This is a genomic window from Pseudoflavitalea sp. G-6-1-2, from assembly GCF_012927185.1.
In the GTDB taxonomy this organism is placed as follows: domain Bacteria; phylum Bacteroidota; class Bacteroidia; order Chitinophagales; family Chitinophagaceae; genus Pseudobacter.
This window is the reverse complement of the sequence record NZ_JABBGB010000001.1, coordinates 1,274,876-1,300,162: the sequence shown is the minus strand read 5'-3', so window position 1 is coordinate 1,300,162 and position 25,287 is coordinate 1,274,876. Positions and strand designations below refer to the sequence as shown.

At 46.8% G+C, this 25,287-nt stretch carries 19 protein-coding genes; 13 read left to right on the top strand and 6 right to left on the bottom strand.

The features are described 5' to 3' along the window. Positions 1 to 35: 35 nt before the first annotated feature. From HHL16_RS05500 to HHL16_RS05475, 6 genes are all read left to right on the top strand, one after another. Positions 36 to 1,061 (top strand): tetratricopeptide repeat protein, encoded by a 1,026-nt coding sequence (locus tag HHL16_RS05500; protein WP_169424130.1) that lies wholly within the window; start codon positions 36 to 38, stop codon positions 1,059 to 1,061. A gap of 116 nt (positions 1,062 to 1,177) precedes the next feature. Further along, positions 1,178 to 3,001: a long-chain fatty acid--CoA ligase gene (locus HHL16_RS05495; protein WP_169424129.1), complete on the top strand. Its 1,824-nt coding sequence runs from the start codon at positions 1,178 to 1,180 to the stop codon at positions 2,999 to 3,001. Between the two features lie 252 nt (positions 3,002 to 3,253). Continuing rightward, on the top strand, positions 3,254 to 3,424 hold the full coding sequence (locus HHL16_RS05490; RefSeq protein ID WP_169424128.1) for a hypothetical protein: 171 nt from the start codon (positions 3,254 to 3,256) through the stop codon (positions 3,422 to 3,424). A gap of 298 nt (positions 3,425 to 3,722) precedes the next feature. Beyond that, positions 3,723 to 5,204, top strand: coding sequence for a pyridoxal-dependent decarboxylase (locus HHL16_RS05485; RefSeq protein WP_169424127.1), 1,482 nt, complete (start codon positions 3,723 to 3,725; stop codon positions 5,202 to 5,204). A gap of 10 nt (positions 5,205 to 5,214) precedes the next feature. Continuing rightward, positions 5,215 to 5,742 carry a GNAT family N-acetyltransferase gene (locus HHL16_RS05480; RefSeq protein ID WP_169424126.1) on the top strand — a complete coding sequence of 176 codons (528 nt, stop codon included), beginning with the start codon at positions 5,215 to 5,217 and terminating at the stop codon, positions 5,740 to 5,742. 126 nt (positions 5,743 to 5,868) lie between these two features. Then, positions 5,869 to 6,564, top strand: a complete 696-nt coding sequence (locus HHL16_RS05475) for an SDR family NAD(P)-dependent oxidoreductase (RefSeq protein WP_169424125.1) — start codon at positions 5,869 to 5,871, stop codon at positions 6,562 to 6,564. A 103-nt stretch (positions 6,565 to 6,667) separates the two neighbouring features. Here the strand turns inward: HHL16_RS05475 and HHL16_RS05470 are convergent, their stop codons facing one another. The 6 genes from HHL16_RS05470 to HHL16_RS05445 form a co-directional block, all read right to left on the bottom strand. Continuing rightward, a complete protein-coding gene (locus HHL16_RS05470; protein WP_169424124.1) occupies positions 6,668 to 6,964 on the bottom strand; it encodes a hypothetical protein in 297 nt (98 codons plus the stop codon). Between the two features lie 211 nt (positions 6,965 to 7,175). Beyond that, on the bottom strand, positions 7,176 to 8,021 hold the full coding sequence (locus HHL16_RS05465; RefSeq protein ID WP_169424123.1) for a universal stress protein: 846 nt from the start codon (positions 8,019 to 8,021) through the stop codon (positions 7,176 to 7,178). A gap of 104 nt (positions 8,022 to 8,125) precedes the next feature. Further along, positions 8,126 to 8,338, bottom strand: coding sequence for a hypothetical protein (locus tag HHL16_RS05460; protein WP_169424122.1), 213 nt, complete (start codon positions 8,336 to 8,338; stop codon positions 8,126 to 8,128). A gap of 74 nt (positions 8,339 to 8,412) precedes the next feature. Continuing rightward, the gene (locus HHL16_RS05455) at positions 8,413 to 9,801 is read right to left on the bottom strand and encodes a HAMP domain-containing sensor histidine kinase (RefSeq protein WP_169424121.1); all 1,389 of its coding nucleotides are present in this window, start codon (positions 9,799 to 9,801) and stop codon (positions 8,413 to 8,415) included. A 6-nt stretch (positions 9,802 to 9,807) separates the two neighbouring features. Continuing rightward, complete coding sequence (locus tag HHL16_RS05450; protein WP_169424120.1) at positions 9,808 to 10,497, bottom strand: response regulator transcription factor; 690 nt, start codon at positions 10,495 to 10,497, stop codon at positions 9,808 to 9,810. 844 nt (positions 10,498 to 11,341) lie between these two features. After that, positions 11,342 to 12,355, bottom strand: a complete 1,014-nt coding sequence (locus HHL16_RS05445) for an AraC family transcriptional regulator (protein ID WP_169424119.1) — start codon at positions 12,353 to 12,355, stop codon at positions 11,342 to 11,344. Between the two features lie 689 nt (positions 12,356 to 13,044). Here HHL16_RS05445 and HHL16_RS05440 point away from each other — a divergent pair. From HHL16_RS05440 to HHL16_RS05410, 7 genes are all read left to right on the top strand, one after another. Beyond that, positions 13,045 to 16,134: an FG-GAP-like repeat-containing protein gene (locus HHL16_RS05440; RefSeq protein WP_169424118.1), complete on the top strand. Its 3,090-nt coding sequence runs from the start codon at positions 13,045 to 13,047 to the stop codon at positions 16,132 to 16,134. Positions 16,135 to 16,568: 434 nt separating this feature from the next. Continuing rightward, on the top strand, positions 16,569 to 17,579 hold the full coding sequence (locus HHL16_RS05435) for a phosphatase PAP2 family protein (RefSeq protein WP_169424117.1): 1,011 nt from the start codon (positions 16,569 to 16,571) through the stop codon (positions 17,577 to 17,579). A 2-nt stretch (positions 17,580 to 17,581) separates the two neighbouring features. Further along, positions 17,582 to 18,631, top strand: coding sequence for a phosphatase PAP2 family protein (locus HHL16_RS05430; protein WP_169424116.1), 1,050 nt, complete (start codon positions 17,582 to 17,584; stop codon positions 18,629 to 18,631). A 453-nt stretch (positions 18,632 to 19,084) separates the two neighbouring features. Further along, positions 19,085 to 19,360 carry a metalloregulator ArsR/SmtB family transcription factor gene (locus tag HHL16_RS05425; protein WP_169424115.1) on the top strand — a complete coding sequence of 92 codons (276 nt, stop codon included), beginning with the start codon at positions 19,085 to 19,087 and terminating at the stop codon, positions 19,358 to 19,360. Positions 19,361 to 19,507: 147 nt separating this feature from the next. Next, on the top strand, positions 19,508 to 20,641 hold the full coding sequence (locus tag HHL16_RS05420; protein ID WP_169424114.1) for an efflux RND transporter periplasmic adaptor subunit: 1,134 nt from the start codon (positions 19,508 to 19,510) through the stop codon (positions 20,639 to 20,641). A gap of 146 nt (positions 20,642 to 20,787) precedes the next feature. After that, positions 20,788 to 23,931, top strand: coding sequence for an efflux RND transporter permease subunit (locus HHL16_RS05415; protein WP_169424113.1), 3,144 nt, complete (start codon positions 20,788 to 20,790; stop codon positions 23,929 to 23,931). Continuing rightward, a complete protein-coding gene (locus HHL16_RS05410; protein ID WP_169424112.1) occupies positions 23,928 to 25,277 on the top strand; it encodes a TolC family protein in 1,350 nt (449 codons plus the stop codon). Before HHL16_RS05415 ends, HHL16_RS05410 begins: the two co-directional genes overlap by 4 nt. The last annotated feature ends 10 nt before the right edge of the window (positions 25,278 to 25,287 follow it).

The window sequence follows — 25,287 nt, the reverse complement described above, 5'->3', positions numbered from 1 at the left end:
CCGTTATCACCTTCAAACACCTATCTTTGATAGATATGAAAAAGTTATTATTTGCCGCTAGCTTATTGTTATCAGCAGGTATAGCTGCTGCCCAGGATCAGGATAGCAAGAACCTGCAGGAAACAGCCAAAGGATTTGTACGCCAGGGAGATTATCCCAATGCCATCATGATCCTGAACCGTGCCTTGCAGAAAGATGCCGGAAACCTCGACCTGCAGAAAGACCTTGCCTTTGCATACTATCTTCAGCGCGACTATGCGCATGCCATGAGCGTAGCCAAACCCATCACAGAAAGAGAAGATGCAGACATCCAGAGTTACCAGATTCTGGGAATGGTGTACAAAGCGCTGGAAGAAAGAAAAGATTGCGAGAAGATGTATCGCGCTGCATTAAAGAAATATCCGGCAGCCGGCGTTCTCTATAGTGAATATGGCGAAATGCTCTGGTCGAAGAAAGATTACAAAGAAGCGATCCGTCAGTGGGAACAGGGCATCCAGGCAGATCCCAATCATTCCGGCAATTATTACAATGCAGCCAAATACTACTATTTCACGCAGGATAAAGTGTGGAGCCTGATCTACGGAGAGATCTTCGTGAATATCGAAAGCTATTCCAAAAGAACGCCTGAAATCAAGACCCTGTTGCTGGACAGCTACAAGAAATTGTTCACGGATGCCACCCTCACTAAAAATCAGGATGTAAAGAATGAGTTTGTGAAGGCTTTCCTCGACATCATGCAAACACAGTCCAACTATGTGGCAACAAACGGCGTTACTCCCGAAACAATGTCTGCCATCCGCACCAAGTTCATAGTAGAATGGTTTGCAAGAAATGCTAAAAGTTATCCGTTCCGCCTTTTCGATTATCAGCAGCAACTGCTCAAAGCAGGTACATTTGATGCTTATAATCAATGGATTTTCGGAGCTGCCGCCAACCTGGCCGGCTATGATAACTGGACGAAAGCCCATTCTGAAGAAGCCAGCCAGTTCAACAATTTCCAAAAGAATCGTGTTTTTAAGTTACCGGCCACTGGTCAATACTACCAGACAGCCTTGAAATAATTACGGTATTGCACCCATCCGGCTATTCTGCGGCCATTAAAGCCCCGGAATAGCTTTTTTTATTAGCGCATATTTGGTAATTTGTTAGTGTGGAATAACCAGTAAAAAACGATTGTATGACCGAACCCAAACGCCTTTTCGATTGCCTGAATTATCACCTGGAAAGAAAGCCGCTTCCTGATATGCTTGCTGCCAAAGTGAACGGATCATGGAAAACTTATAGCACCAGGGAAGTGAAAGATATTGTGGACCAGTTGAGCGCAGGCCTTCTGTCGATTGGCATCGGCCCCGGCGACAGCAGCCTCGAAGGCAGGGATAAGGTGGCCCTCATGGCAAAGAACCGGCCCGAATGGATGATGATCGACATGGCCGTTATGCAGATCGGAGCAGCACTTACACCAGTATATCCCACCATCGGCCTCGCCGATCTGGAATTCATTCTCACCGACTCTAAAGTGAGGATCATTTTTGTGAACGATGAAGAGATGATGCAGAAAATTCTGAGCATCAAAGACAAGCTCCCACTGCTGCAATTCATTTTCACCATCGAAGAAGTGCCCAACGCCCGCAACTGGAAAGAACTGCTTACCCTCGCCGATGCCGCCAATACTGCAAGAGTAGCGGCCATCGCCGATTCCATTCAATACGAAGATCTCGCAACCATCATTTATACTTCCGGCACTACCGGCACGCCCAAAGGCGTGATGCTGAGCCATCGCAATATCCTCAGCAACGTACAGGCCTGCCTCCCCTGTTTTCCTCCGGGAGAGAACCTGCGCGCATTGAGCTTTCTGCCATTGAACCACGTTTTTGAAAGGATGGTAACCTATATCTACCTTTTCAAAGGCGCTTCCATTTACTATGCAGAAAGCATGGAGACTATTGGCGATAACCTCAAAGAGGTGAAGCCTCATATGTTCACCACAGTACCGAGATTGCTGGAGAAAGTGTACGAACGCATTATGTCCAAAGGAGCAGAGCTTACCGGCATCAAACGGAAACTCTTTTTCTGGGCACATAATCTCGCCACCAGATTTGAGATCAACAAGAATCAGGGAATTCTGTACAACATGCAGCTGGCGCTGGCAAACAAACTCATCTTCAACAAATGGCGCGAAGCGCTGGGCAACCAGCTGCTCTGCATCGTTACTGGAGGTGCAGCCGCTCAGGTACGCCTCATCCGAATCTTCACGGCAGCCGGTGTTCCCATCATGGAAGGATACGGCCTTACCGAAACCTCACCCGTGATCTGCGTAAACCGGTACCAGGTTGAAAATCGCATGTTCGGCACCGTTGGCCCTACCGTTAACGGCGTGGAAGTAAAGATCGCTGAAGACGGCGAAGTGCTTTGTAAAGGCCCCAACGTTATGATGGGCTACTACAAACGCCCCGATCTCACAGCAGAATGTATGACGGAAGGCTGGTACCATACAGGAGACATCGGCCAGATGATCGACAACAAATTCCTCAAAATCACCGACCGCAAAAAAGAACTCTTCAAAACCAGCGGTGGCAAATATGTAGCGCCTGTTACTATCGAGAATAAGATCAAAGAATCAAGATTCATCGAACAGATAATGGTAGTGGGACCGGAAAGAAAATTTGTTGGCGCACTCATAGTGCCTTCCTTCGCCAACCTCAAAGATTGGGCGAAGAAAGAAGGACTCCCCGAAATGGATAATGCTGCATTGGCTAAAGAACCCAAAGTGATCGCCTTCTACAAAAACCTGATTGAGAATTACAACAAATACTTCAATCATGTAGAACAGGTGAAGAAGTTCGAATTGCTGCCCGCCGAGTGGAGCATCAATACCGGAGAGCTTACTCCAAAACTGAGCATCAAACGAAAAGTAATCACAGAGAAATACAACGATGCTATCGAACGCATCTATCAGGGAGTAAATGCCAACGGCAGCACTGTTGGTGTACACGAAGTATAAACCTTTTTGCTGATGGCCTTACCCGCCATCAGCAGTTCAATAGATTCAGAGAGGCTGACTCAGTCTGAACAATTCCGGAGCTGAAAAGCAGGAGTTTTCAGAAAAAGAGACAGCCTCTTTTTTATTGATGTAACTAATACACCGGCTCAGTCAGTAAAATCGTCAGTTGATGCAGTATAGGCTTGTCTGCAAGTAGAATCCGATGCAAATTTACAGGCACACTTATTCTATCAATTGTTCAACCAGCGGTGTATGAAAAAGCTATTGTGGGGATTGCTGATCTATGCAAACATGGGATTCACTGTGGCAGATATTCGTTCCGGTTATCCTTCTTCAACAAACCAGCTTCCTGTTTCTGATCAATCGTCCAATCAACAAATTATCGTGTATACGCCTGATGCCTGTCAGGTAATTATGCATTAGATAGATCAACAGATCCCGCATTATCATATATCAATTGTCGTTCATCCCGTTTCTTTCAATCTGATCTATACCGATTTGGAGAAAAAAGGTTTTCAGCCTTACCGTAAGGGCACATTTCTCTAACAGGCTTAACCACACTGATTTTCATCGTTTTCAACTCTTCTCACTTTCTTCTGTACTCCCAATCTGATACAGTCTATAAATCCGAATCTGAATCTGTTTTCAATCAGAAAATCATAGGAAATTTGTGTTGACAAACTCATTTCCCCCTCCATGGGATCTCCCCAAAACGGTGTGTATGAAAACAGAAATTATGCTCTCCGAAGAAGCTACGCTCGATCCGCAGGACTGGACCTCCATCAGAACACTCGGCCATCAGATGCTCGATGATATGCTGGATTATCTTCAATCAGCCGGCCAATTGCCGGCATGGAAAAAACCATCTGCCTATGCTGTCGGCAGCATGAATCAACCGCTGCCCGAACAGTCGCAGGAAGCCGCATCTGTGTATGAAGATTTTTTCAATCAGGTTCTCCCTTTCAATAACAACAATGTGCATCCACGTTTCTGGGCATGGGTTCAGGGCGGCGGTACGCCCATGGGCATGCTCGCCGATATGCTCGCGAGTGGCATGAATTCCAACGTGAGTCTCGGTGATCATATGGCCATGTACGTGGAGAAACAAGTGATCGGCTGGGCAAAAGAAATGATGGGCTTTCCTTCGGAAGCAAGCGGCATACTATTGAGTGGGGGATCATTGGCCAATATCACGGCACTTGTTGTTGCGAGAAATCATTTCAACAAAACCATTCGTGCGAAAGGATTGCAATCTGTGCAGTCGCAACTGATCGTATACGGATCATCAGAAACGCATAACTGTGCTATCAAAGGAATTGAAGTGATCGGTATCGGCAACGACAATTTCAGAAGAATTCCCATCGATGAAAACTACCGCATCAAAACCGATGAACTGAAAGCAGCTATCGAAGCAGATATTGCTGCAGGACTTACCCCTTTCTGCATCATCGGAAATGCAGGCACTGTAAATACCGGAGCCATCGATCCGCTGACAGAACTTTCTGCCATCGCAAAGGCATACGGTTGCTGGTTCCACATCGATGGTGCATTCGGAGCGATCCCCAAAATATTGCCGGAGTTTCAGCAACAGCTTGCCGGCATCGAACTGGCAGACAGCCTGGCTTTCGACTATCACAAATGGTTATACGTAAACTACGAAGTAGCTTGTGTTCTGATCAGAGATGCAGACGCACATCGCAATGCATTTACTGTTCAGGCAAACTACCTGGTTACCCACGAGCGCGGACTTTCTGCAGGGCCCGAGGCTTTCAGCAACCTTGGAATGGAATTATCGAGAGGATTCAAAGCACTGAAAGTATGGATGAGCCTGAAAGAGAACGGCATGCAGAAATACCGCCAGCTGGTGCGACAGAATATTCGTCAGGCAGAATACCTCGCCAACCTTATCAGGCTGGAAGACAATCTGCAGCTGATGGCCGAAGTATCACTGAATATAGTTTGTTTCCGATATGCAACATCACAACATACAGATGATGAATTGAATCATATCAACAAAGAAATTCTAATGCGTTTGCATGAAGAAGGAATAGCGCTTCCATCATACACATTACTGAATGGCAAATACGTGATAAGAGCGGCCATCACCAATCATCGCAGCAGACTTGCCGACTTCGATGCATTGGTAAACGCAGTGGTGTCGATAGGAAACGATGTGGCACCAACCATAAAAATTAACGATTAAAGCAAACAAAATGCAGAATATATCTGTAGTTTCGTATGAAGCAAAATACAAGAGCGCTTATGTAAGCCTCAACAGAGCTTGGATTGAAAAATACTTCCGGATAGAACCCGCTGATGAATATGTGCTGCAAAATCCGGAAGAGACGATTATCGATAAAGGTGGCTCCATCCTGATTGCGTTAGACGATTGCACTGCCGCCGGAGTTGTAGGACTCCGGAAGATCGACAATGATGTATACGAAATGATCAAAATGGCAGTAAGCGAACAATATCAAGGTAAAGGAATCGGTTATATTCTCGGTAAAGCCATTATCGAAGAAGCAGCAAAGCTCGGCGCCCGCAAAGTAATTCTGTACTCGAACAAAAGCCTCAAACCAGCCTTATCACTTTACCACAAACTGGGCTTTACTGAAGTTCCTCTGGAACCCGACAACGACTACATCAGATCTGATATCAAAATGGAACTACTGCTCGATAACAGCACCAGTTCTTACCGGAACAATAACGAGAACCGGCAGGAACCGAACGCTGTGTTTTAAAAAGGATCCACATGAAACTCATGTTGGAAAGGACCGGACGTCTCTACGTAGGGTCCTTTTTTTTATCAAAAAGAATGCCGCGGAACTATTAAATGTACATTTGCAGTTCTATCAAATATCTTCACTATGTCTAAAACCATCATCATCACAGGAGCAAACGGAGGACTGGGTTCCGCTGTAGTAAAAAGATTTCTCACATCCGAAGATTACCATGTGATTGCGGTAGACCACTCGAAAGACAGAAACAGTTTTGCGGAGGGGCATGCCCGTTATGAATTCCACGTAGTGAATGTAGGCGATGAAACAGAAACCAGCACCTTCATCGATGCCATGATCAGCAAGCACAAAAAGATCGACGGAGCCTTGCTGCTCGTTGGTGGTTTTGCCATGGGCAATATCGATACTACAGACGGACAAGCCATCAAAGACCAGTTTCATATCAACTTCGAAACAGCGTATTACACAGCAAGGCCGCTCTTCAATCATATGCACCAGCATGGTTATGGCCGCATTGTGCTGATCGGCTCTAAACCTGCCTTACAGCCCGCTGCCGGCAAAAATGTACTGGCCTATGCCATTGCAAAGAGCATGCTGTTCAAGCTCGCTGAGCTGTTGAACGAAAGCGCTAAAGGCACCAATGTCGTTTGCTCGGTAATCGCCCCCAGCACTATCGATACGCCCACAAATCGCCGCGATATGCCCGATGCCGACACCAGCAAGTGGGTAAAGGGCGAACAGATTGCAGACCTGATGGAATTCATTTGCTCAGACAAAGGAGATCCGCTCCGCGAATCTGTTTACAAGATTTACAATAACGCCTGATAAGATTATCCTGCCTCGCAGCAGGCCAAAATAAAAGCCAGCCTGTAACCGGATCATCCGGCCACATGCTGGCTTGATTATTTTTAATGGTGCAGTTTGTCCGCTATACAATCAACACGCTGTTCCAGCCGGAAACCCCGTCTGGTTCGCGATGCCTGTTCTCCACGTCTTCCATCCACATTCTGTCGTCGATGTAAAATTTGTAATGATACTTGCCATGCGGCAGCATCGGAATTTCGATGATCCACTCATCCTGTTTATCATGAATCAGCAGCAATTCATCCGGCGCCCAGTGATTGAAAGAACCGGAGAGTGCAATATGATCTGCACAACTGTGGTGGATCATAAAGCGGATCGTTTTCTTCCGCTTGTTCACGTAAGGATATTCATGCATTTTCATGATCGCTCCAATTTTATGATGGCAGAATAGACAAAGCCAAGCAATCAAATTGTTTCCCGGCACGCAGTAAGGCCATAGATAAGTTGATAACCGGTCTGGTTAGAGGGGATATAAAAGTTACGACTTTTCCCGAAGGATCGGAATTAATTAAATGTAAATCTCTGATTAAAATCGGGTACAGATCACCACAAAAAAAGAAATCGAAAAGAAGTTAGCGGGCAGGTGCTACCGTCATTACAGGAATACGCGATTCATTGAACAGCAATCGCGCAAAGAGCCTGTTCACAAATCCGGAAAGCAGCATTTCTTTACCCGGATTCACTACAATCAGATCTGCATCGATCTGACGCGCATATTCCAATGTTGTATCTGCAATATTGCCTCCCGGTACGGTATGACATTCGATGGAGAGATTGGTATTCTCCCGCAATAGCTGATAGGTTTTGTAGAGATAAACTTTGCTTTCAACATCTTCCGCCTCACCAGGACCGGCAAGAGCGATCAGGTGAATCTTTGCATTGAAATGTTTGGCGAGATAACTGGCGAACATCACTTTCCTCAAAGGCAGGTGTGCATCAACCGGCAATACGATATTGCGGATCGCTTCTAATTTGGCAGTTCCTTTTACGGTAAGAACCGGGCAACCTGTTTTTTTGGAAATGCGATTGATATTGAAAGAACGGGCAAACCGCATGGGCAGGATACTGTACGGTTTTTCCACGATGATAAGATCGATCTGATTTTGATTAGCGTAAGAAGTAACATGCAGTTCCTTACTTCCCTTACGCATAGCCGTTAGTAGCTGTAAGCCATCTTCAAGCATCGGCAGATATTCGTTTCTGAGTTCCTGCATCTTTACTTCGTAGTCGGCGAGTTCGCCTTCCGTAAATGCCTGAACAAGGTGTTTATCAGCCGAAGCCATAGCGTGATTCTCCACAAACAACAGATGCACATCGCACCTGAAATGATTTGCTATCATCACCGCCTTACCAACCACCTGGCTTGTCTGTTTACTGAATTCAACAGGCACCAGAATATTATTAAATAGCTTCTTCATGCATCCAGTGCTTCCACTTTAAATAAAGCTATAACTAAGCAATTAAACCGTGATTAATCGTGAATTAAAAGGCCATTAAACTGATAGGGAATAAGGGTTTCAACCTATTGAGGACGCAGACTGTCGAGCGATTCTTTCAGTCTTGTCATTTGTTTCAGCAACTCGATATTCACGGAAAGAATAGAGTCGTTCTGCAATACAAGCTTCTTGTTCTGTCTGTCCAGACTTACATTCTTTTGTTTCAGAAATGCACCTGCAACCAACAAGATGATAATGCAGGTAAGAGGGATCCATTGAAAAAGCAACCGGTAGTTCATACCATTTTATAAGTCGCCAAATTTGATCCAATCCTCTTAAACGGGGATTAAAGAAAGATTAAAAACAAATTAAATCAGCGTGAGAATGCCTTGATGGACGGTAAAATGATGGTAAAAACGGTTCCTGAAACGATATCCGACTGCACATTGATAGAGCCTTTATGCAGCCCGATGATCCTTTTGGCGAGCGCCAATCCGAGCCCGAAACCCTTGGTTCTTGTAGCTGCAGTATTGGTTCGGTAAAATGGCTGAAAGATGTTCTCAATCTCTTCTTCAGCAATTACATCACCCTGGTTTTTTACTCTGATGATGATCTGACTGTTCTGAAAACTGAGGTCCACCCAACTGATATGATCGGGAGAATATTTGCAGCCGTTCTCTACAAAGTTTTTGATAGCGCTGTAGAGCAGATCGCTGTTTCCGAAAACGAGAAATTCGCGGTCGTCGTCGGGGATATCTTCGAAGTGCAGTTCCACTTTGTAAGCCGGACTGATCTTCTGCACATCTCCCATTACCTTGAACATCACTTCATCGATGCGCACTTCAACCAGCTCGATGGTGCCCTGGGAGCCAGTTTTGGCAATTTCGAGCAGGCTTTTGGTGAGCTGCTGCATCTGCTTCACATCTTCACGGATGCTCAGCATCACCTGTTTGTATTCTTCGATGTCTCTGTCTTTATGCAGCGTAACTTCTAACTGACTGGAAATGGAAGTGAGTGGTGTACTCAACTCATGCGAGGCATTGGATATAAACCTTCGCTGAATATTGAAAGATTCCTGCAGGCGGTTGAGCAGATCGTTGAAGGTGTTGGCCAGCTGATGCAGTTCATCGTGCCCGCTGCCTGCTTCGAGGCGATGCGAAAGATTTTGCGAGGAGATATCCTTCACTTCCTGAATGATCATCGAGAGCGGCTTCACCAGTTGGGTAGAGAAAACATATCCGCCGATAAGTGCAATGGCAATTCCGATGAGCAGGCCGAGAAAGAGGATATGCCGAAGTTGTATCAGCCTTGCCCATCCATCAGCATCATATCCTGCCACTACAATCACAATGCGGTTCTTGCTGTCGGTATGGTGAAAGGCGATCGCTTCCCTGCCATCCACTTTGAAGTAGATCTCTTCTTCTACGCGCGAGCGTTCGAGAATACTGCTGTCAACAAAGGGCGTGGATTCTCCCGGAGCATTGAACTCGTAGAGCGGATGATCGAGGTAATCGTAGATCACTACGCTCTTGCGCGGAAGCGTATTTACAGAACCCGAGTCGATGGTGGTAAGCAGTTTGAGGCTGCTGTCGCCAAAGATGGAGTAGATCTGCGCGTTATTGTTGGCGCGGCCTTTCAGCCTTTTGGTGAAGGCTTCGGCGCGATCGCGCGAAGTAAAATAATACACGCTCACACTGCTGAGCAACATGATGGCAGTGGCCAGCAATGCAAAGAGTGCGGTTATTTTATACTTGATCTTCAATCAGAATCAGGGGTTTTCTTTGAGTATGTAACCCATGCCCACCTGTGTGTGGATCAGCTTCGCATCGTAATCCCTGTCGAGTTTTTTTCGCAGGAAGTTTACGTATACGTCGATCACATTGGTTTTGGTATCGAAATCGATATCCCACACATTGAGGGCAATATCCGCCCGTGAAACCACACGGTTCTTATTGCGCACCAGATACTCCAGCAACTGAAATTCTTTTGCCGTGAGCGAAATGGGTTTATCTGCGCGGGTCACCTCCTTGCTGTCGAGGTTCATAACCAGGTCTGCTACTTTGAGCATATTGCCGGTGGGCACATTCTGGTAGATCCTTTTGAGGAGGGCGCGGATGCGCACCAGCAACTCTTTGAAATCGAAAGGTTTTACAATGTAGTCGTCTGCTCCTGCATCGAAACCTTCGATCTTATCATCGGTGGCGCTGAGGGCGGTAAGCATCACAACTGGGATCCGCTCATCGCGTTTGCGGATCTCTTTGCAGAGCTCATACCCGTTCATGCCGGGAAGGTTAATGTCGAGGATCACCAGATCGAACTTGTATGTTTCGACCATTTTCTTTCCGATCAGTCCGTCGTAGGCAACTTCCACATGGTATTGCTGCTCCATCAGCCCCTTGCGGAGGGCTTCTGCGATTTTCTTTTCGTCTTCTACGAGCAAGATTTTGACTTCATCCATATTCATAGTTATGACTTATGCCGGCAAAATTCAGAAATAAACAGCCAAAGGAGCGCTGACGCTGTAAATATCGTATTAAAAGTGAATTAAAACACAGGGAATTACAGAGAATGGAGGAAGAAAAGCCGCTGAATGAAGTGGGCAGGAAGGCCCGGAGGTGAATGCAGATGGGTTGCAAACCCACGCTTCGCAGCAGGTGAGATTCCCAATGGAAGAAGGAAAGAAAAGCAGCACAGGTAACTGCTTCTGGATTTCGTTGTTCCGGAATTGTAAAATTGTTCATAGAAATGAACCGGGTAAACTAAAAACAGCATTCAATAGGGTAGCAGATTTGGGCTGGATTTTACATAGGAGCATAGATGGGTGATTAGCCCGGATTCTATGTCAGCATCTTTGCCACAGATCTCGCTTTGGTGTACGGAAATTCAGACGGTCAGAGGGCACACAGGGTTTCTTTTTTGTGGTTTTTCAATAATTCGTTTATCAGAGAACCATAACCAGGGGAATTCTGTTGCACTGATCAGAATCAGGCGTCTCATGTTTGCGTTGGAAAAATATCAGAGAATAACCAAAGTGGTGAACCCAAATTATCAGGGGATTTGAAACAGGTCTGTTAAAGATAAGTCAAAAACTTATTAAGGAGATCAGCTGATTGAAAAAATATTTTCGCTTATTGATTCCTGTTATACTATATACCCGCGCTATCTGTTCAGTACCTGTCTTCTGATTCTTCCAATCAATTCAATCAAAAGGTGATCCTTCCTGCGACTGTTCAGCGGCACAAATAACCGCAAAAACAATAAATATCCTCGTAGGTTTTAATTTACAACCTGTGAGGATAAATTTAGAGGCTTTGGAAGCCTTTTTTCTTTACACTTCCCGGCGACATGCCATGGTGTTTCTTAAAAATATCTATGAAATTGCTGACCTTCTCATAACCCAGCATCACCGCAGCCTCATTGACAGTAAGCGGTTTTTCGAGCAGGAGATTTTTAGCCAGCTGCATTTTTTTATCGAGGTAATATTCATACACACTCTTTCCGAAAACATTTTTGAAGTGGCGCTTCAGGGTAGATTCACTCAACGCTACCTGATGTGCAATGGCATTCAGATTTGGTAATGTTTTTTGCAGATGCGCTTTAAGAATGGCTTCGGCCTCCATGATCTTTTCGAAATGTACATCATGTGTAGCCGGTACTCCCTGTACGCGATGGCGGAGCGCATGCGTCATAAATCCGGTGATGAGCTTTATTGCCATCGAACGAATCTGCGATGGCTCAGTCTGCTGATTGATGGCAGACTCGAATAAAGTATTCACAGAAATATTATCGGTTACCGAACCGGGCTCGATCAGCACCAGCGGTTTTGAATCTGCATTTAATTTATCCCACAACGCCTCCAGCGGAAGATCCGCTTTCTGAAACTGCTGAGCCAGCCAGAACGCACTCACATTCATATCTATCCATTGCACCGGAAAATTGGGCAGTATCTCCAGATCCATCGGCACACTGTCTGCAATCATCAGCGTACTTCTGGTGCCCGGCCGTGAATATTGCCGGTGCGCACCAATCTGCTGCCAGTTGACATGCTCAGGTGTGAGAACGAAAATAATGGTGAATGTTTTATCCGCCCCCGCTGTACCAGGTTTATAAAACTCAACGGGTTGCTGAAACAGCAGGTTCCAGGCACGAAGAGAAAAGGCAGGCTCAAGATGCCAGCGGTGGATAGTTCCACGGGCAAGTCGCCCGGAAACACGCAGTGTGTCCTCATTAACAAACTCTCCGCTGATTTCATTGGAAAGTTGCTCAAACTCTTTGTCGAGGTCGATCGCAGGAAATTTGATTCGATAGTTTTTCATGTCTGGTTTAGGTTGAACATTGGCATTTTACATTGCATAACATACCCTATTGCTGCCTGTTATACCCGTACAGGTACACTACAGCAATGCCAGGGACCAGCAACATTTGACTTGTTGAGCTACTATCAGAAAAAAACCAGGACGATTAACAAGGATGAAGGTTAAGGAGAGGAGGTTTAAAACGATTATACCAGATCGTTAGCTATCATTAATACTAAAATATATAAATTTTATTACCGAACATACAGTTGTTGACTTTCCTCAAGAATATCTTCCACTATTTATGCTCTCTAAGTGTTTATTGAACTTTTACGGGCATTTTCTGAATCCATTTGGGCATCTAAAGTCAATTGCCCTGATTAATTTTAACCGCAGAAGTCAACACCGGTTATTCAGACTTCCCAATCCAACAATCCCTTGCTAAAACCAAAGCAACATCTCCATCCATTCAATATCCAGAACTTTCTGCATGTCCTTCAATTAAGTAACAAGCAAGTGACATCACTGTACTAGTCTGTCAATAACTTTTTTTCTGAAAAGAAGAGTAGTTTTTGCTGCCTGCAAAGGTCTCCACCTATGCAAACGGTACTTTATTGCCCCTCATGTAAGAAAGTGAAAATCCACCTGGCAAGGACTCTGATAGCAATTAACCTAATCGACAATCCTGTCACCTCACGAAATCAGTTACTATGAAACTCAGGAAATTTTACACTTTAGTGCTTACCTCTGTACCGTTTTTAACCGTTGATCCGGCTCATGCGCAAATCCAGGCCTCAAAATTTCCTTATCCTCCTTCCGTACAAATGTCCACAAACGGCATTCCCGAAATGCCCAACTCATCCAATCATCCTTTGCCATCCTCTGCTACCCCCAACTGGTTCGCAGAAGTCTCCAACAATATCCAGGAATTGGAAAATGCTTTCTACCCAACTGCCCATAATAAATACAGGGTAGCAAATTCCACACACCGGATCGCATTTGACATTTCTCAAAAAGGATATACCGTTTACCAGGTTAGTCAGCAATACAAGGAAGAAACCTGGAAAATGCAGTTCAATATCCTCGGCGCCGGCAGACGCAGGCTTCAATGGACGCCAAAACAGTCATTTGAGTCAGCCTCAGGCAACGATATGCTTCGCTATATGTATAAAGAAGTTGAAGTTCAGTACACCAACAGTACCGATGGACTTCGTCAGAACTTTATCATCAATCAGCGTCCGGATGGCAACCAGCCATTACAGGTTCGCATGCGCATCACCGGTACACTAAAAACAATACTGGAGAATAACAGTCTCCGGTTCGTTAGCCGCGATAGTCTTCAGCAAACAAAATTGATGTATCAGGATCTCAAAGTGTGGGACAATCAGTACAAACCACTCAACGCTTCCATGAAACTGAAAGGAGACATCCTTACCATCGAAGTGGACGACGCCAATGCACAGTACCCCATCACCATCGACCCCATCAATAAGACTCCCGACTGGAAAACCAATACCAACGGGGTTCTTGCCGGACTGGGATTGAGCAATCTTCAAATCCTTACTTCGCTCTACGGCTTCGCCGTATGCGGCCTCGGAGATGTGAACGACGATGGTTATGGCGATGTTGCAGTATCTGCACCCGGCCTTATCGGTGTGCTCGGAAACAGCAGCTCACTCGTAAGCGTAGGCGCAGTATTCGTGTACTACGGATCAGCAGCCGGCCTGGCCACCACTCCTGCAAAAACACTGCAACCCAACACAGCAGTGGCAGGCGCACTCTTCGGAACCAGCATCGACGCAGGCGACGTAACCGGCGATGGCATCAACGATATTGTGATCGGCGCTCCGCTCGACCACGTTGAACTCTCAGCTGGTCTCGGTACAATCGATGGAACAGTGGGTAAAGTGTATGTGTATCCCGGCGGAACACTCGCTGCACCCAATCCCTCTAATTTTCTTACACTCACTGTATCTACTGCCCATGTAGGCGGAATCAATATCAAACTCAATGCGCTGTTTGGATTCTCCGTGGGCGTTACAGACGATCTCAATAAAGATGGCAAACAGGATATCGTAGTCGGTGCTCCCGGTTATGTGAAAGTAGAACTGGCTGGTCTGGTAAAAACTCAGACTGGCGCTGCATTCGTTTGCCTTTCCAACAAAAACAATAACAGTTTCTCCAATATGGTTCAGCTTGAGCCGCCCACATTCAGCCTGCTCGGCATTCCCCTTCCGCTGCTCAATGGCATCGCAGGGTTGATGTTCGGCCTCAGCGTGGACGGCGTGGGCGACTACAATGGCGACGGAGCCCCCGATGTTGTGGTGGGTGCTCCTGCCGGCGTTAACCTCACCGGTCTGCTCGATATTCTGAACGGACAAATTCTCGGAGGCTCCGCCTACGTTTATTATGGCAAGACCGATAAAACAGGGATCAATTCAAATATCGGCTGCAGGCTGCAGGCCGCATCCACCGGGCTTCTCGGCAATGCTGCCAACCTCTTTGGCTTCAAAGTAAAAGGGGTGAAAGGCATCGACGGAAAGAAGAACGGAAATATCGTGGTAGGTGCCCCGTTAGGAGGCTTACTTTCAAATGCACTTAGCCTCAATATCAAAACAGGTAATGTGCATGTATTCAAAAAGAAAGCTGCAGGTTACTCAGGAAATGTTGAAGTGGCCAACCAGGTGCTCGAATCTCCCAGACCATCCAACCTCCTGCAGGGACTGTTCAGCGGAACACTGCAACTCAGCGTTCTCTTCGGTACATCCATGGACAATGGATATGATGTAAACAGCGACGGCTTTCCTGATATCATCATCGGTGAACCGCTTTCATCGGGCGTAAATCTCGGCATGCTTCAGACTAACCTCGTTGGCGGATCGGCTTACATCTACTACGGCGATGCTACCGGCGGATACAATACCACTCCCGGTTTTGAAGTATCAGCTACCTACGGAAATGAGTTCCTCAGCGTGAATGCCACAGCCCTCTTCGGGTTCAGCGTAACGGGCGTTCAGAAGATCACCAATCCATCGAAAGTATCGATGGTGTCTGGAAAAACTTCTACGCTGAGCATCGCCAGCAGTCCAACAAGACTGGTAGTAGGCTCTCCGCTGAGCGCGCTCGATTTCAGCAGCAGCGTACTCAATCTCGGCAGCACACTCGGCACAACATTCAACTTTGCTGCCGGCAGCAATGGTCTTGGTAAAGCATACAGTTTCGACGCCATGTCCACTACACTGCCTGTTACCATCACTTCCATCAAAGCCGAAGCGAAGAATAACAGCACAGTGGATATAAACTGGAATGTAAGAGAAGAACTCAATCTCGACCGCTACGAGCTGGAACGCAGCAGCGACGGAAAGAATTTCGAGTCCATCGCCCTAGTATTCCCCTGGGATAACAGTCAGGTATCGAACACCTATCAGTACTCCGACAAGAAACCGTTTATGGGCATCAACTTCTACCGCCTGAAATCGGTGGATAAAGATGGATCGTCCAAGTATTCGCTCATCGTAGCTGCGAAAATCGGACAGACGGTGACTACCAGCATTGCCATTGCACCCAATCCTGTGCAGGGCAATATCAGAGCCATCTTCAGCGGACTTGTAAAAGGAAACTACACCACAGAGCTTAGAAATGTGGCAGGACAATTACAATTCTCCAAATCAATCAATATTCAACAGCAGGATCAGATTGTATACTTCGAGCGTGGCAATGCTGCGCCGGGCATCTACTGGCTCACTGTATTTGATAACGCAGGACAAAAAGTTGGTACAAGCAGGGTTATCGTCCAATAGGTTTGTGAGATCTCGGACACACAAACCGATCCTCATGTAGGTTGAGGAAATACGTTCAGGGTTCATTGCACACAGGCTAACGGGGTCGTCTTCACCAGAGGCGGCCTCGTTTTTTTATGAATACTTTTTCGACAAAAAACCCGCAGGCCCGTAGGGGTATCGATGCTTCTTATAGTCTTACCTGAAATAGCGAATAACCAAAATATACAAAGTACCTAAATGCCCTGGTCTCATGAAAGCATTTGTACACGGTACTTCTACGCCTTTGAGCATTTGAAAAAAAAGTTGCAGCCTGCAGCATATGCGTGGCTGTTAGGAATCGCTATGCACACCCAAAACTAAGGAGAACCTCCTTGCTGCTGCTATTACAATAATCACAAACCATATAAATCAACCCACCATAATTCTATTTCAAACACAAACTTTAGCTCTTGATGTTCCCAGCCAGTCAATCAGAATCCGGAAAATGGAACCTTACCGCAAATGATCGTTTACTCAGATGGAGCCGTACCGCCGCCTTGCTGTTGCTGCTGTTTCAGTTCAGCTCAGCATCTGCACAGGAAGAACCAGATACCACCATTGTAATTCATGAATTGCCCGAACAGGTGATCACTCTTCACGAAACCCCGACGGTAGAAAAAAAGGCATACCCAACGCTCAGCTTCAGTAATTACCGTCATTTGCTGAAAGACAACTTTAAGAGGCAGATAACATTCCCATTCAGAACTACCAGAAAAGACAGAGACATTCTCCTTGGACTGGGATTAACAGCCACAGTAGCTTTTCTTACAGATAAAGAAACCAACCGGCAGCTGGGAGATTTGCGCAGACACAGCAGTTTCGTTCGGGTGAACAGTCCCATAATAGGCAAGCTGGGCGCGAGTTACAGCTTTGTGGTACTGGGCCTTACCGGCGCATACGGGTTTATCTTCAAAGACCCCAAAGCACAGACAACTTTTCTGCTGGCCACCCAGGCAGCATTGAGCACCGGCGTATGGACGCATACTTTCAAATTCATCACATCCCGTACAAGGCCCAATGCCTACAACAGATTTGAGGGGCCGGGGTATTTTTTCAAGCCACGTAAATCAGATGATATTTTCTGGAATAATGAATTCAACTCTTTCCCTTCGGGCCATACATCCAATGCATTTGCCATAGCAACGGTGTTCGCAAAAATGTATCGGGATGTTCCAGCTATTCCGATCATTGCTTACAGTGCGGCATCTCTGGTAGGGGTAACACGCATTATCGATAACCGCCACTGGGGGTCCGATGTGCTGATGGGGGCAGCCCTCGGTTATTTCTGCGGCTCGCAGGTAGTGAACAATTACTGGAGAATGTTCGGATTGAAAAACAAAAATAACAATCAGGAGCCACCATTATCGTTTAACGTAAACTATCTTAACAATCAAACAGTACTGGGACTGACCTACAAATTCTAAGCATGAACCTGAAACCATCGATATTGGCCATTGTGATGCAATTCATCATCCTTCAAGGATATTCGAATTTGCAGGCACCCCAGATTATTTCAAACGATACTGTTCCGGCAAAGCCGTTAATGGATACCGTTCCCGCAAACGCATCGGGCATAAAAAACACCGATACCGTTCCTGCTCCCTCTCCGAAAAACAGATGCACTGTGAGACTTCCATTGGACACTTTGGTCAGGCTGGATAAATTCGTTGACCCGGCAGTACAAACGGATCGTAACGGATACCCAAGACCGAAAAAATGGGGATTCATCACCAATCTCCCTTCAGACCTGCTGCAGGTGGCGAAGAGTCCGTTCCAGAAAAAGAATTTATTGGGATTGGGAATTGTTGCAGGCACTACTGCATTGCTGATCTGGCAGGATCAGAACCTCATCGACGAAACCAAAAGATTTGCTGATAACATTCATCTGCAACGCGAAACCGGATACAAAGTTTTTCTGAAAGCAGGGGATACCAAGATTCTGAAAATTCCCACCAATCTCAATACAGCCCTGTATCAGCTGGGCGAAGGCGGCACCAGCATGTTCATTGCCGGTGGCCTGTTCATCTACGGAAAAATCAACAAAGATTATCGCGCACTGCAAACGGCCAGTGATCTGGCGGAAGGTTTTGTACTGATGGGATTGGGCACGCAGATACTCAAACGAATTACAGGAAGACAGAGCCCCTTTATGTCTACGCAACCCGGAGGCAAGTGGCAGCCATTTCCATCTTTCGCTGAATACCAGCGCAACACACCTAACTACGATGGGTTTCCTTCGGGGCACCTGGCCACCATGATGTGCACAGTTACCATTCTTGCAGAGAACTATCCGGAGAAAAAATGGATAAAACCGGTAGGGTACCTCATCATGGGACTATCAGGATTTGCCATGATGAATACCGAAGTTCACTGGGCAGGCGATTATCCGCTGGCACTTGCACTCGGTTATGTGTCGGGAAAAATTGTGGTTGGAAGACATAAAAAGCCCGCGAAGAAATTACCGGCGATGTACTAGAAACAAGGCAAGCAGCACAATTGTGTTGTTAACCAATTCTCAAAAAACTTCTTACTGATCGGCGAAGCGCAACCACTTCGTATCGATTCTCATCTTTATTGCGGGAAGAAATTCTTCGGACAGGATTTCGAAAAAATCAAAATACCGGCAGGAACTAACCTCAAGGTTAGCAGTTCAACCGGATTTTTTTTAGCAGCCGGTTGTGTGTCAAAAAACTCCGGAAACCAATAAAACTCAGGCAGGTAGCGATATTCAGAAATTGTCCGGAAATTGAATGGACCGATGCCGCTTTAAACAATTTTTAATGCGTTTTCGCAAACACAAAAGCAACGGCATTGTTTGAATTATTCATAAAAACGTAATTTCGCATAATACCTAAGTATGAAAACCGGGAACACTGCTGAAGACACACACCTTTAAACCAACGATTTATCATGTTGTAAACAGTTTGCTATGGAACTTAAAAAAGTAGAAAAGATCTCGAAAGCATTAGCAGATCCCAACCGACTCCAGATTTTGAAGTCACTTCACAAAAAACAGGCTTGCCTGTATTGCTCTGATATCAATGAACTCATCGACCTTACTCAGCCATCTATCTCCCACCACCTCAAGCAACTCACTGAGGCTGAACTGATCATAGCTGAAAAAGAAGGCCGGAATGTAAAGTATACCATGAACAATAAAATGATTGATCAGTACGTAAGCTTTTTGCTGGCACTGAAGGTGTAAAAAAAAAATTTGGGGGAAATGATCGACGTATTGAAATGTTTCGATAGATTTGCATTCTCAATCGTGAACACGACAATCCTTTTTCAAAAGGATTTTTTTAGAAAGAACATATCGAAACATTTCAATACATCTATTAAACCGAGAGTTATGAATCGCCTACTACCAGCCAGACCAATCAACCACCGCCTGCAGGCTTCCGCTGCACCGGCGCTGAAACACCCACCGATTGCCACCACACTTTTACTCATATTGTCTCTCCCTGTAATGATTTTCCTTCATGCCTGTGCAAGCCGCGCCAACGAACCGGCTCCCAAAGTTGCCACAGCGGCAGCAGTGGTTCCAGGCCTTCCGGCTGATGCCCATGTGGTAACACCCGGCGAAGTAAAAGAAGTACTGGAAATCACTGGCACTCTGGCCGCAAATCAGAATGTAGTGATCAGCAGCGAGCTGACTAAAAAAGTGGTGAGCGTTCCCGTGAGAGAAGGAAATATCGTGTCTAAAGGAACCCTGCTCTTCCAACTCGATGATGCAGACCTCCAGGCACAACTCGAAAGACTTCGTCAGCAGGAAAAATTAGCCGCCCTGAATGAAGCACGTTTGAAAGACCTGATTGCGCATGATGCCGCTTCACAACAGGACTACGACCAGGCAGCCACCAACCTGGCAGTGTTGAAAGCAGAGATCAGACAATTACTCACTACCATCGACAAAACCCGCATCCGCGCGCCTTTCAATGGCAGGATCGGTATCATCCGCACCTACCCCGGTGCACTGGTTTCGCCCAGCACTCCGCTGACAACCATCGTGGATGATGCACAGGTGAAAGTAGAATTTTCTGTTCCTGAGAAATATGCCAACCTGGTAGCACAGGGTAAACAGCAAACCTTCACAGTAGAATCAGACAGCACCGAGTACAAAGCAACCGTAATGGCAAAAGAGTCATATGTGGATCAAGCCACCAGAACATTGCTGGTTCGTGCAACTGCCGCCAATACCAATCATAAACTGGTAGTGGGACAGAGTGCGCGCCTCACCCTGGCGCTTCGCAGCTCAGATAATGCGCTGCAGATCCCCAGCCAGAGCCTCATGCCATCTTCTCAGGGTTACTCTGTATTTGTAGTGAAGAGCGGAAAAGCAGTTCTCACTCCGGTTGCTGTAGGTCAACGCGGTCCCGACAACGTACAGATCACCAAAGGTCTTAGCGTAGGCGACACCGTTGTAGTGAGCAATCAGCTCCGCCTCAGTAATGGTGCAGATGTGAACATTGTGAACCTGAAGTAGCAGCAACAGTGAAGCAATAGCTGTTCCCTTTCCCCTGGTTTTTATCCCGTCCCTTTTTTCCAGCAGATAATTATTCAACACAACATCTAAAGGGCAGTGTACATCACTGCACACTGCCCTTGTATTGACCTTTTACAATTAATTATATGAGCGCCATTTCACAAATGAGCATCTCCCGGCCAGTATTGGCGGGGGTGATGTCGGTTCTTTTGATCTTATTTGGCATAGTGGGCTACACTTTTCTCGGAACAAGGGAATATCCCGTAACCGACTCGCCCATTGTGACCGTTACCACAGTATATCCCGGCGCAAGCGCCGACATTATTGCCTCGCAGGTTACCAAACCTTTGGAAGAAGCCATCGCAGAAGCCAACGGCATCCGCGCCCTTTCTTCTGTAAGCCGCGAGCAGGTTAGTATCATCACAGTTGAATTCAATATGAATGCCGATCTCGAAGCCGCCGCCAACGACGTGCGCGATAAGGTATCCAAAAGCCGTCAGCAACTGCCGACAGATATTGAACCTACCATTGTTGAGAAAGCTGGTCCTGCAGACTTCCTCGTGTTCCTCACCGTTCAGAGCGATACAAAAACTCTCGAAGACGTTACCGACTTCGTAAACATCAATATCAAAGAACGCTTACAATCCATACCAGGCGTTCGTTTGGTGGATTCTTATGCAGGCCGCAAACGCGCTATGCGACTGAGAATGGACCCTGTAAAATTATCTTCCTACGGTCTCTCTCCGGCTGATATCCAAACAGCATTGCAACGTGAGAACGTAGACCTTCCAAGCGGACGCATCGAAGGTCAGCAAACAGAAATGACCCTCCGCACCGAAGGCCGCCTCGTTACTGAAGATGATTTCAATAACATGATCGTGAGTGAGAAGAACGGAGCCATCGTTCGCTTCCGTGATGTAGGACAAGCCATCATGAGCTCTCAGAACGAACGCACCGCAATGATAGTGATAGAAGGAAAGAAAGCACGATATGGTGTAGGTACAGCTATCCAACCACAACGCGGCGCCAACTCTCTGGCCATCGTAGATGAATTCAAACAAAGATTTGAAGACATCGTAAAAACGGCTCCAAAAGGTTACGATGTTAAACTGGGTAAAGACTTCACGGTTCCTGTTAGAAATTCACTGGCAGAAGTGGAAGAAACGCTCATTCTTGCATTCGGACTGGTGACGATCATCATCTTCATCTTCCTGCGCGACTGGCGCAGTACACTGATTCCACTTGTGGCAATCCCCGTATCCATTATCTCCTCCTTCTTTATCATGTATCTGGCGGATTACTCCATCAACGTATTGACGCTGCTGGGCCTTGTACTCGCCATCGGACTTGTGGTGGATGATGCGATTGTGGTACTTGAAAATATATACTCGAAAGTGGAACAGGGCATGAAACCGCTGGAAGCAGCACGCAAAGGTTCCAATGAGATCTACTTTGCAGTAATCTCAACCACCATCACACTTGCAGCTGTGTTCCTTCCCATCATGTTCCTCGGAGGTATCACCGGTAAACTGTTCAAAGAGTTTGTGGTAGTAGTTGCCGGATCTGTGCTGATTTCAGCATTCGTAGCCCTTACCTTGTCTCCCATGATGAGCGCCTATCTGCTCAAAGCCGGCGCACATCACAACTGGCTCTATCGCAAAACTGAACCATTCTTTGTAAAACTCAACAACGGGTACGAAAATCTGCTGAAAGGATTCATGCGTTTCCGCTGGTTAGGAATTGTGTTGCTCCTCCTTTCTTTCGGTATCGCATATTTCCTGGCTCCTAAACTTCCTTCTGAGCTGGCTCCTTTGGAAGACCGCTCACTGGTAGGGTTAGCCGTAATTGCACCGGAAGGAACTTCATTCGAGAGCATGGAAGAAACCATGAAGGAGATCAACAACTATGTAGCAGATTCTATCCCTGATCTCAATAACAATATCACGTATGCAGCTGTAGCAGCCGGAATGGGAACTCTTGCACAACCCGCCAATACAGCGTTCCAGTGGGTGTTCCTCGAAGATCCTGCCAAGCGTAAAAGCAAAATGACGCAACAACAGGTATTCGAAAAACTCGTGGCAGCCAGCAGCAGATTCAGAAACGTTCTGATGATCCCGATCCAGACGCCTACCATTGGTGGATTTGCATCCAGCCAGCCAATCGAATACGTGGTGCAGGCGCCAGATCTGAAAAGCCTGATCGATGTAATGCCTAAACTCACCGGCGCAGCATATGGCAGCAAAAAGCTGGCCTTCGTGAACCCCGACTTCAAAGTGAACCGCCCTGAGATCGGTATCTCCATCGACAGACAAAGAGCAGCGCAGCTGGGTATCTCCACACAGGAAATCGGCCGCACACTCCAACTAGCACTCAGTGGAAGACGTTACGGATACTTCATTCACAACGACCGTCAGTACGAAGTGATCGGGCAACTCGAAAGAGCTGACCGCTCTACACCAGAGAACCTTCGTTCACTGTTTTTGAAATCGTCCAACAACGAAATGGTACCGCTGGATAACCTGGTGCAACTGAAAGAAGGCATTAGTCCTCCCGCAATCTACCGCTACAACCAGAGCTACAGTGTAACCATTCAGGCAACGCCTGCACCTGGTGTGAGCATGGGAGAAGCGCTGGCTGAAATGGATAAGATCACCAAAGAAACCCTGCCCTCAGGATTCAGAACTTCGCTGGCCGGACAAAGCCGCGACTACAAGGAGAGCAGCTCCAGTCTCGTGTTTGCGTTCATCTTCGCCATCGTACTTATCTATCTGGTACTGGCAGCGCAATTCGAAAGTCTGATCGATCCGTTCATCATCCTGCTGACAGTTCCGATGGCCGTAACCGGTGCCTTGCTGAGCCTTTGGTTAAGCGACAGTTCCATCAACATCTTCAGCCAGATCGGTATGATCATGCTGATAGGTCTGATCACCAAGAACGGTATCCTCATCGTAGAGTTTGCGAACCACAGGAAGAAAGAAGGATATAGTGTGCGCGAATCCGTTATATACGCAGCAGCATCACGTTTCAGACCGATCTTGATGACCACACTCGCGATGATCTTCGGTGCACTGCCAATCGCATTGTCACTGGGTAATTCATCCGGAAGCCGTGCCTCACTGGGTATTGTTGTGGTAGGTGGACTGGTATTCGCAGGTGTACTTACACTTTTCGTAATCCCTGCGGTGTACAGTTTCTTCAGCCGCAAACACAAACCAGTAACCGACGATTCAAACGGAACAGCAGTTTCTTCTGCCGCTCCATCACTTCAACCCAATACAGTTTTATCATGAGAAATTCCTCCCTCAAATATATACTCCTGTCTGCCATTATCGCCGGCGGCTCGCTGAAGAGCACGGCACAGCAGGCAAGAAGTCTCAGTCTGCAGGACGCAGTGCAGCTGGCAACACAGAACAACCGGACTCTAAAAGCAAATGCCCTGGATGTTTCCATTGCCGGAGAGCAGGTGCGGGTAGCGAAAAGCCTTTCGCTGCCTGCCGCCCAACTGGGAGCGCAGTACGCACATTATTTTGCCCTTCCCGCATTTTTCGGGATGGGTACAAACGGAAGCGATAAGAAAATCCCTTACTCCAGGATCGGGGGCCGCGATCAGTTCTCAGGATCTGTAAGCGCAACCTATCCGATCTATAATCCAGTAGCAGCGCCCTCCCGCAGAGCAGCGCTGTTGCAGGAGAAAGTTGCACAATCAGCATATCGCCAGTCGTCTATCGATGTGGCAGCTGATGTACAACAAACCTATCTCGGAATTCTGGTACTCGCAGAGCGTGTAAAACTCCAGCAGGAAAGCCTGCAGCGTAACGAGAAAGCACTGGCAGATGCAAGAAGCTTACTCGCTCAGGGCCGCGGCTTGCGCGTTGATACACTACGTGCATACACTGCGGTTGAGAATCTACGTCCGGATATTCTCAAACTCAACTATGCCATTTCAGTAGGCAAGCAGCAACTGATCACACTCATGGGACTTGATTCACTCTCTGAGATCAGTCTCACCGATTCTCTCAAAGTGGATGCACCCGATGCAGTGCCCGATGAGACAGCACTCTACGAAGAAGCACTTCGTCAACGCCCCGATCTGCAGGCACTGAATCTGCAACAACAGGTGAGTGAACAACAAACCTCACTCGCTAAGGCAGCAAGAAAACCAGTTGTATCGCTCGCTGGTCAATATCAACTGACCAGTCAGGCACGCAAGGTTGATTTCGCAAACGCTTACTGGCCTTCAGCTTCATGGGCAGGAGCACAGGTAACGCTGCCGCTGTTCACAGGTTTCAGCAATCAGGCGAAGATCCGTCAGGCACAATTGGCACAGGAGCAATCAGGCATCCGTATCAATGAAGCGCAGCAGTCGCTGAAGACCACCGTTAAACAAGTGATCGCCAATCTCCGCGAAACAAGTGCGAGAATGAAAACACAACTGAGAGTGAAAGAAACGGCTTTAACCAGTTACGACATCGTAGCATATAGATACGCAAAAGGAGTAACCTCCAGACTGGAATTGACAGATGCAGAACTGGCATTGACAGCAGCACAACTGAATTATTTAGAATCGGTATTCGACTACCTCAGTGCAACAATTGATCTGGCGAGAACGAGAGGCAACGAAGGAGTAGCACGATAAGAACAAAGGG

What these genes read in the sequence shown, in the direction of transcription:
- HHL16_RS05500 (WP_169424130.1), top strand. Translation starts at nt 36, where the DNA reads ATGAAAAAGTTATTATTTGCCGCTAGCTTATTGTTATCAGCAGGTATA.
- HHL16_RS05495 (WP_169424129.1), top strand. Translation starts at nt 1,178, where the DNA reads ATGACCGAACCCAAACGCCTTTTCGATTGCCTGAATTATCACCTGGAA.
- HHL16_RS05490 (WP_169424128.1), top strand. Translation starts at nt 3,254, where the DNA reads ATGAAAAAGCTATTGTGGGGATTGCTGATCTATGCAAACATGGGATTC.
- HHL16_RS05485 (WP_169424127.1), top strand. Translation starts at nt 3,723, where the DNA reads ATGAAAACAGAAATTATGCTCTCCGAAGAAGCTACGCTCGATCCGCAG.
- HHL16_RS05480 (WP_169424126.1), top strand. Translation starts at nt 5,215, where the DNA reads ATGCAGAATATATCTGTAGTTTCGTATGAAGCAAAATACAAGAGCGCT.
- HHL16_RS05475 (WP_169424125.1), top strand. Translation starts at nt 5,869, where the DNA reads ATGTCTAAAACCATCATCATCACAGGAGCAAACGGAGGACTGGGTTCC.
- HHL16_RS05470 (WP_169424124.1), bottom strand. Translation starts at nt 6,964, where the DNA reads ATGAAAATGCATGAATATCCTTACGTGAACAAGCGGAAGAAAACGATC.
- HHL16_RS05465 (WP_169424123.1), bottom strand. Translation starts at nt 8,021, where the DNA reads ATGAAGAAGCTATTTAATAATATTCTGGTGCCTGTTGAATTCAGTAAA.
- HHL16_RS05460 (WP_169424122.1), bottom strand. Translation starts at nt 8,338, where the DNA reads ATGAACTACCGGTTGCTTTTTCAATGGATCCCTCTTACCTGCATTATC.
- HHL16_RS05450 (WP_169424120.1), bottom strand. Translation starts at nt 10,497, where the DNA reads ATGGATGAAGTCAAAATCTTGCTCGTAGAAGACGAAAAGAAAATCGCA.
- HHL16_RS05445 (WP_169424119.1), bottom strand. Translation starts at nt 12,355, where the DNA reads ATGAAAAACTATCGAATCAAATTTCCTGCGATCGACCTCGACAAAGAG.
- HHL16_RS05440 (WP_169424118.1), top strand. Translation starts at nt 13,045, where the DNA reads ATGAAACTCAGGAAATTTTACACTTTAGTGCTTACCTCTGTACCGTTT.
- HHL16_RS05435 (WP_169424117.1), top strand. Translation starts at nt 16,569, where the DNA reads ATGTTCCCAGCCAGTCAATCAGAATCCGGAAAATGGAACCTTACCGCA.
- HHL16_RS05430 (WP_169424116.1), top strand. Translation starts at nt 17,582, where the DNA reads ATGAACCTGAAACCATCGATATTGGCCATTGTGATGCAATTCATCATC.
- HHL16_RS05425 (WP_169424115.1), top strand. Translation starts at nt 19,085, where the DNA reads ATGGAACTTAAAAAAGTAGAAAAGATCTCGAAAGCATTAGCAGATCCC.
- HHL16_RS05420 (WP_169424114.1), top strand. Translation starts at nt 19,508, where the DNA reads ATGAATCGCCTACTACCAGCCAGACCAATCAACCACCGCCTGCAGGCT.
- HHL16_RS05415 (WP_169424113.1), top strand. Translation starts at nt 20,788, where the DNA reads ATGAGCGCCATTTCACAAATGAGCATCTCCCGGCCAGTATTGGCGGGG.
- HHL16_RS05410 (WP_169424112.1), top strand. Translation starts at nt 23,928, where the DNA reads ATGAGAAATTCCTCCCTCAAATATATACTCCTGTCTGCCATTATCGCC.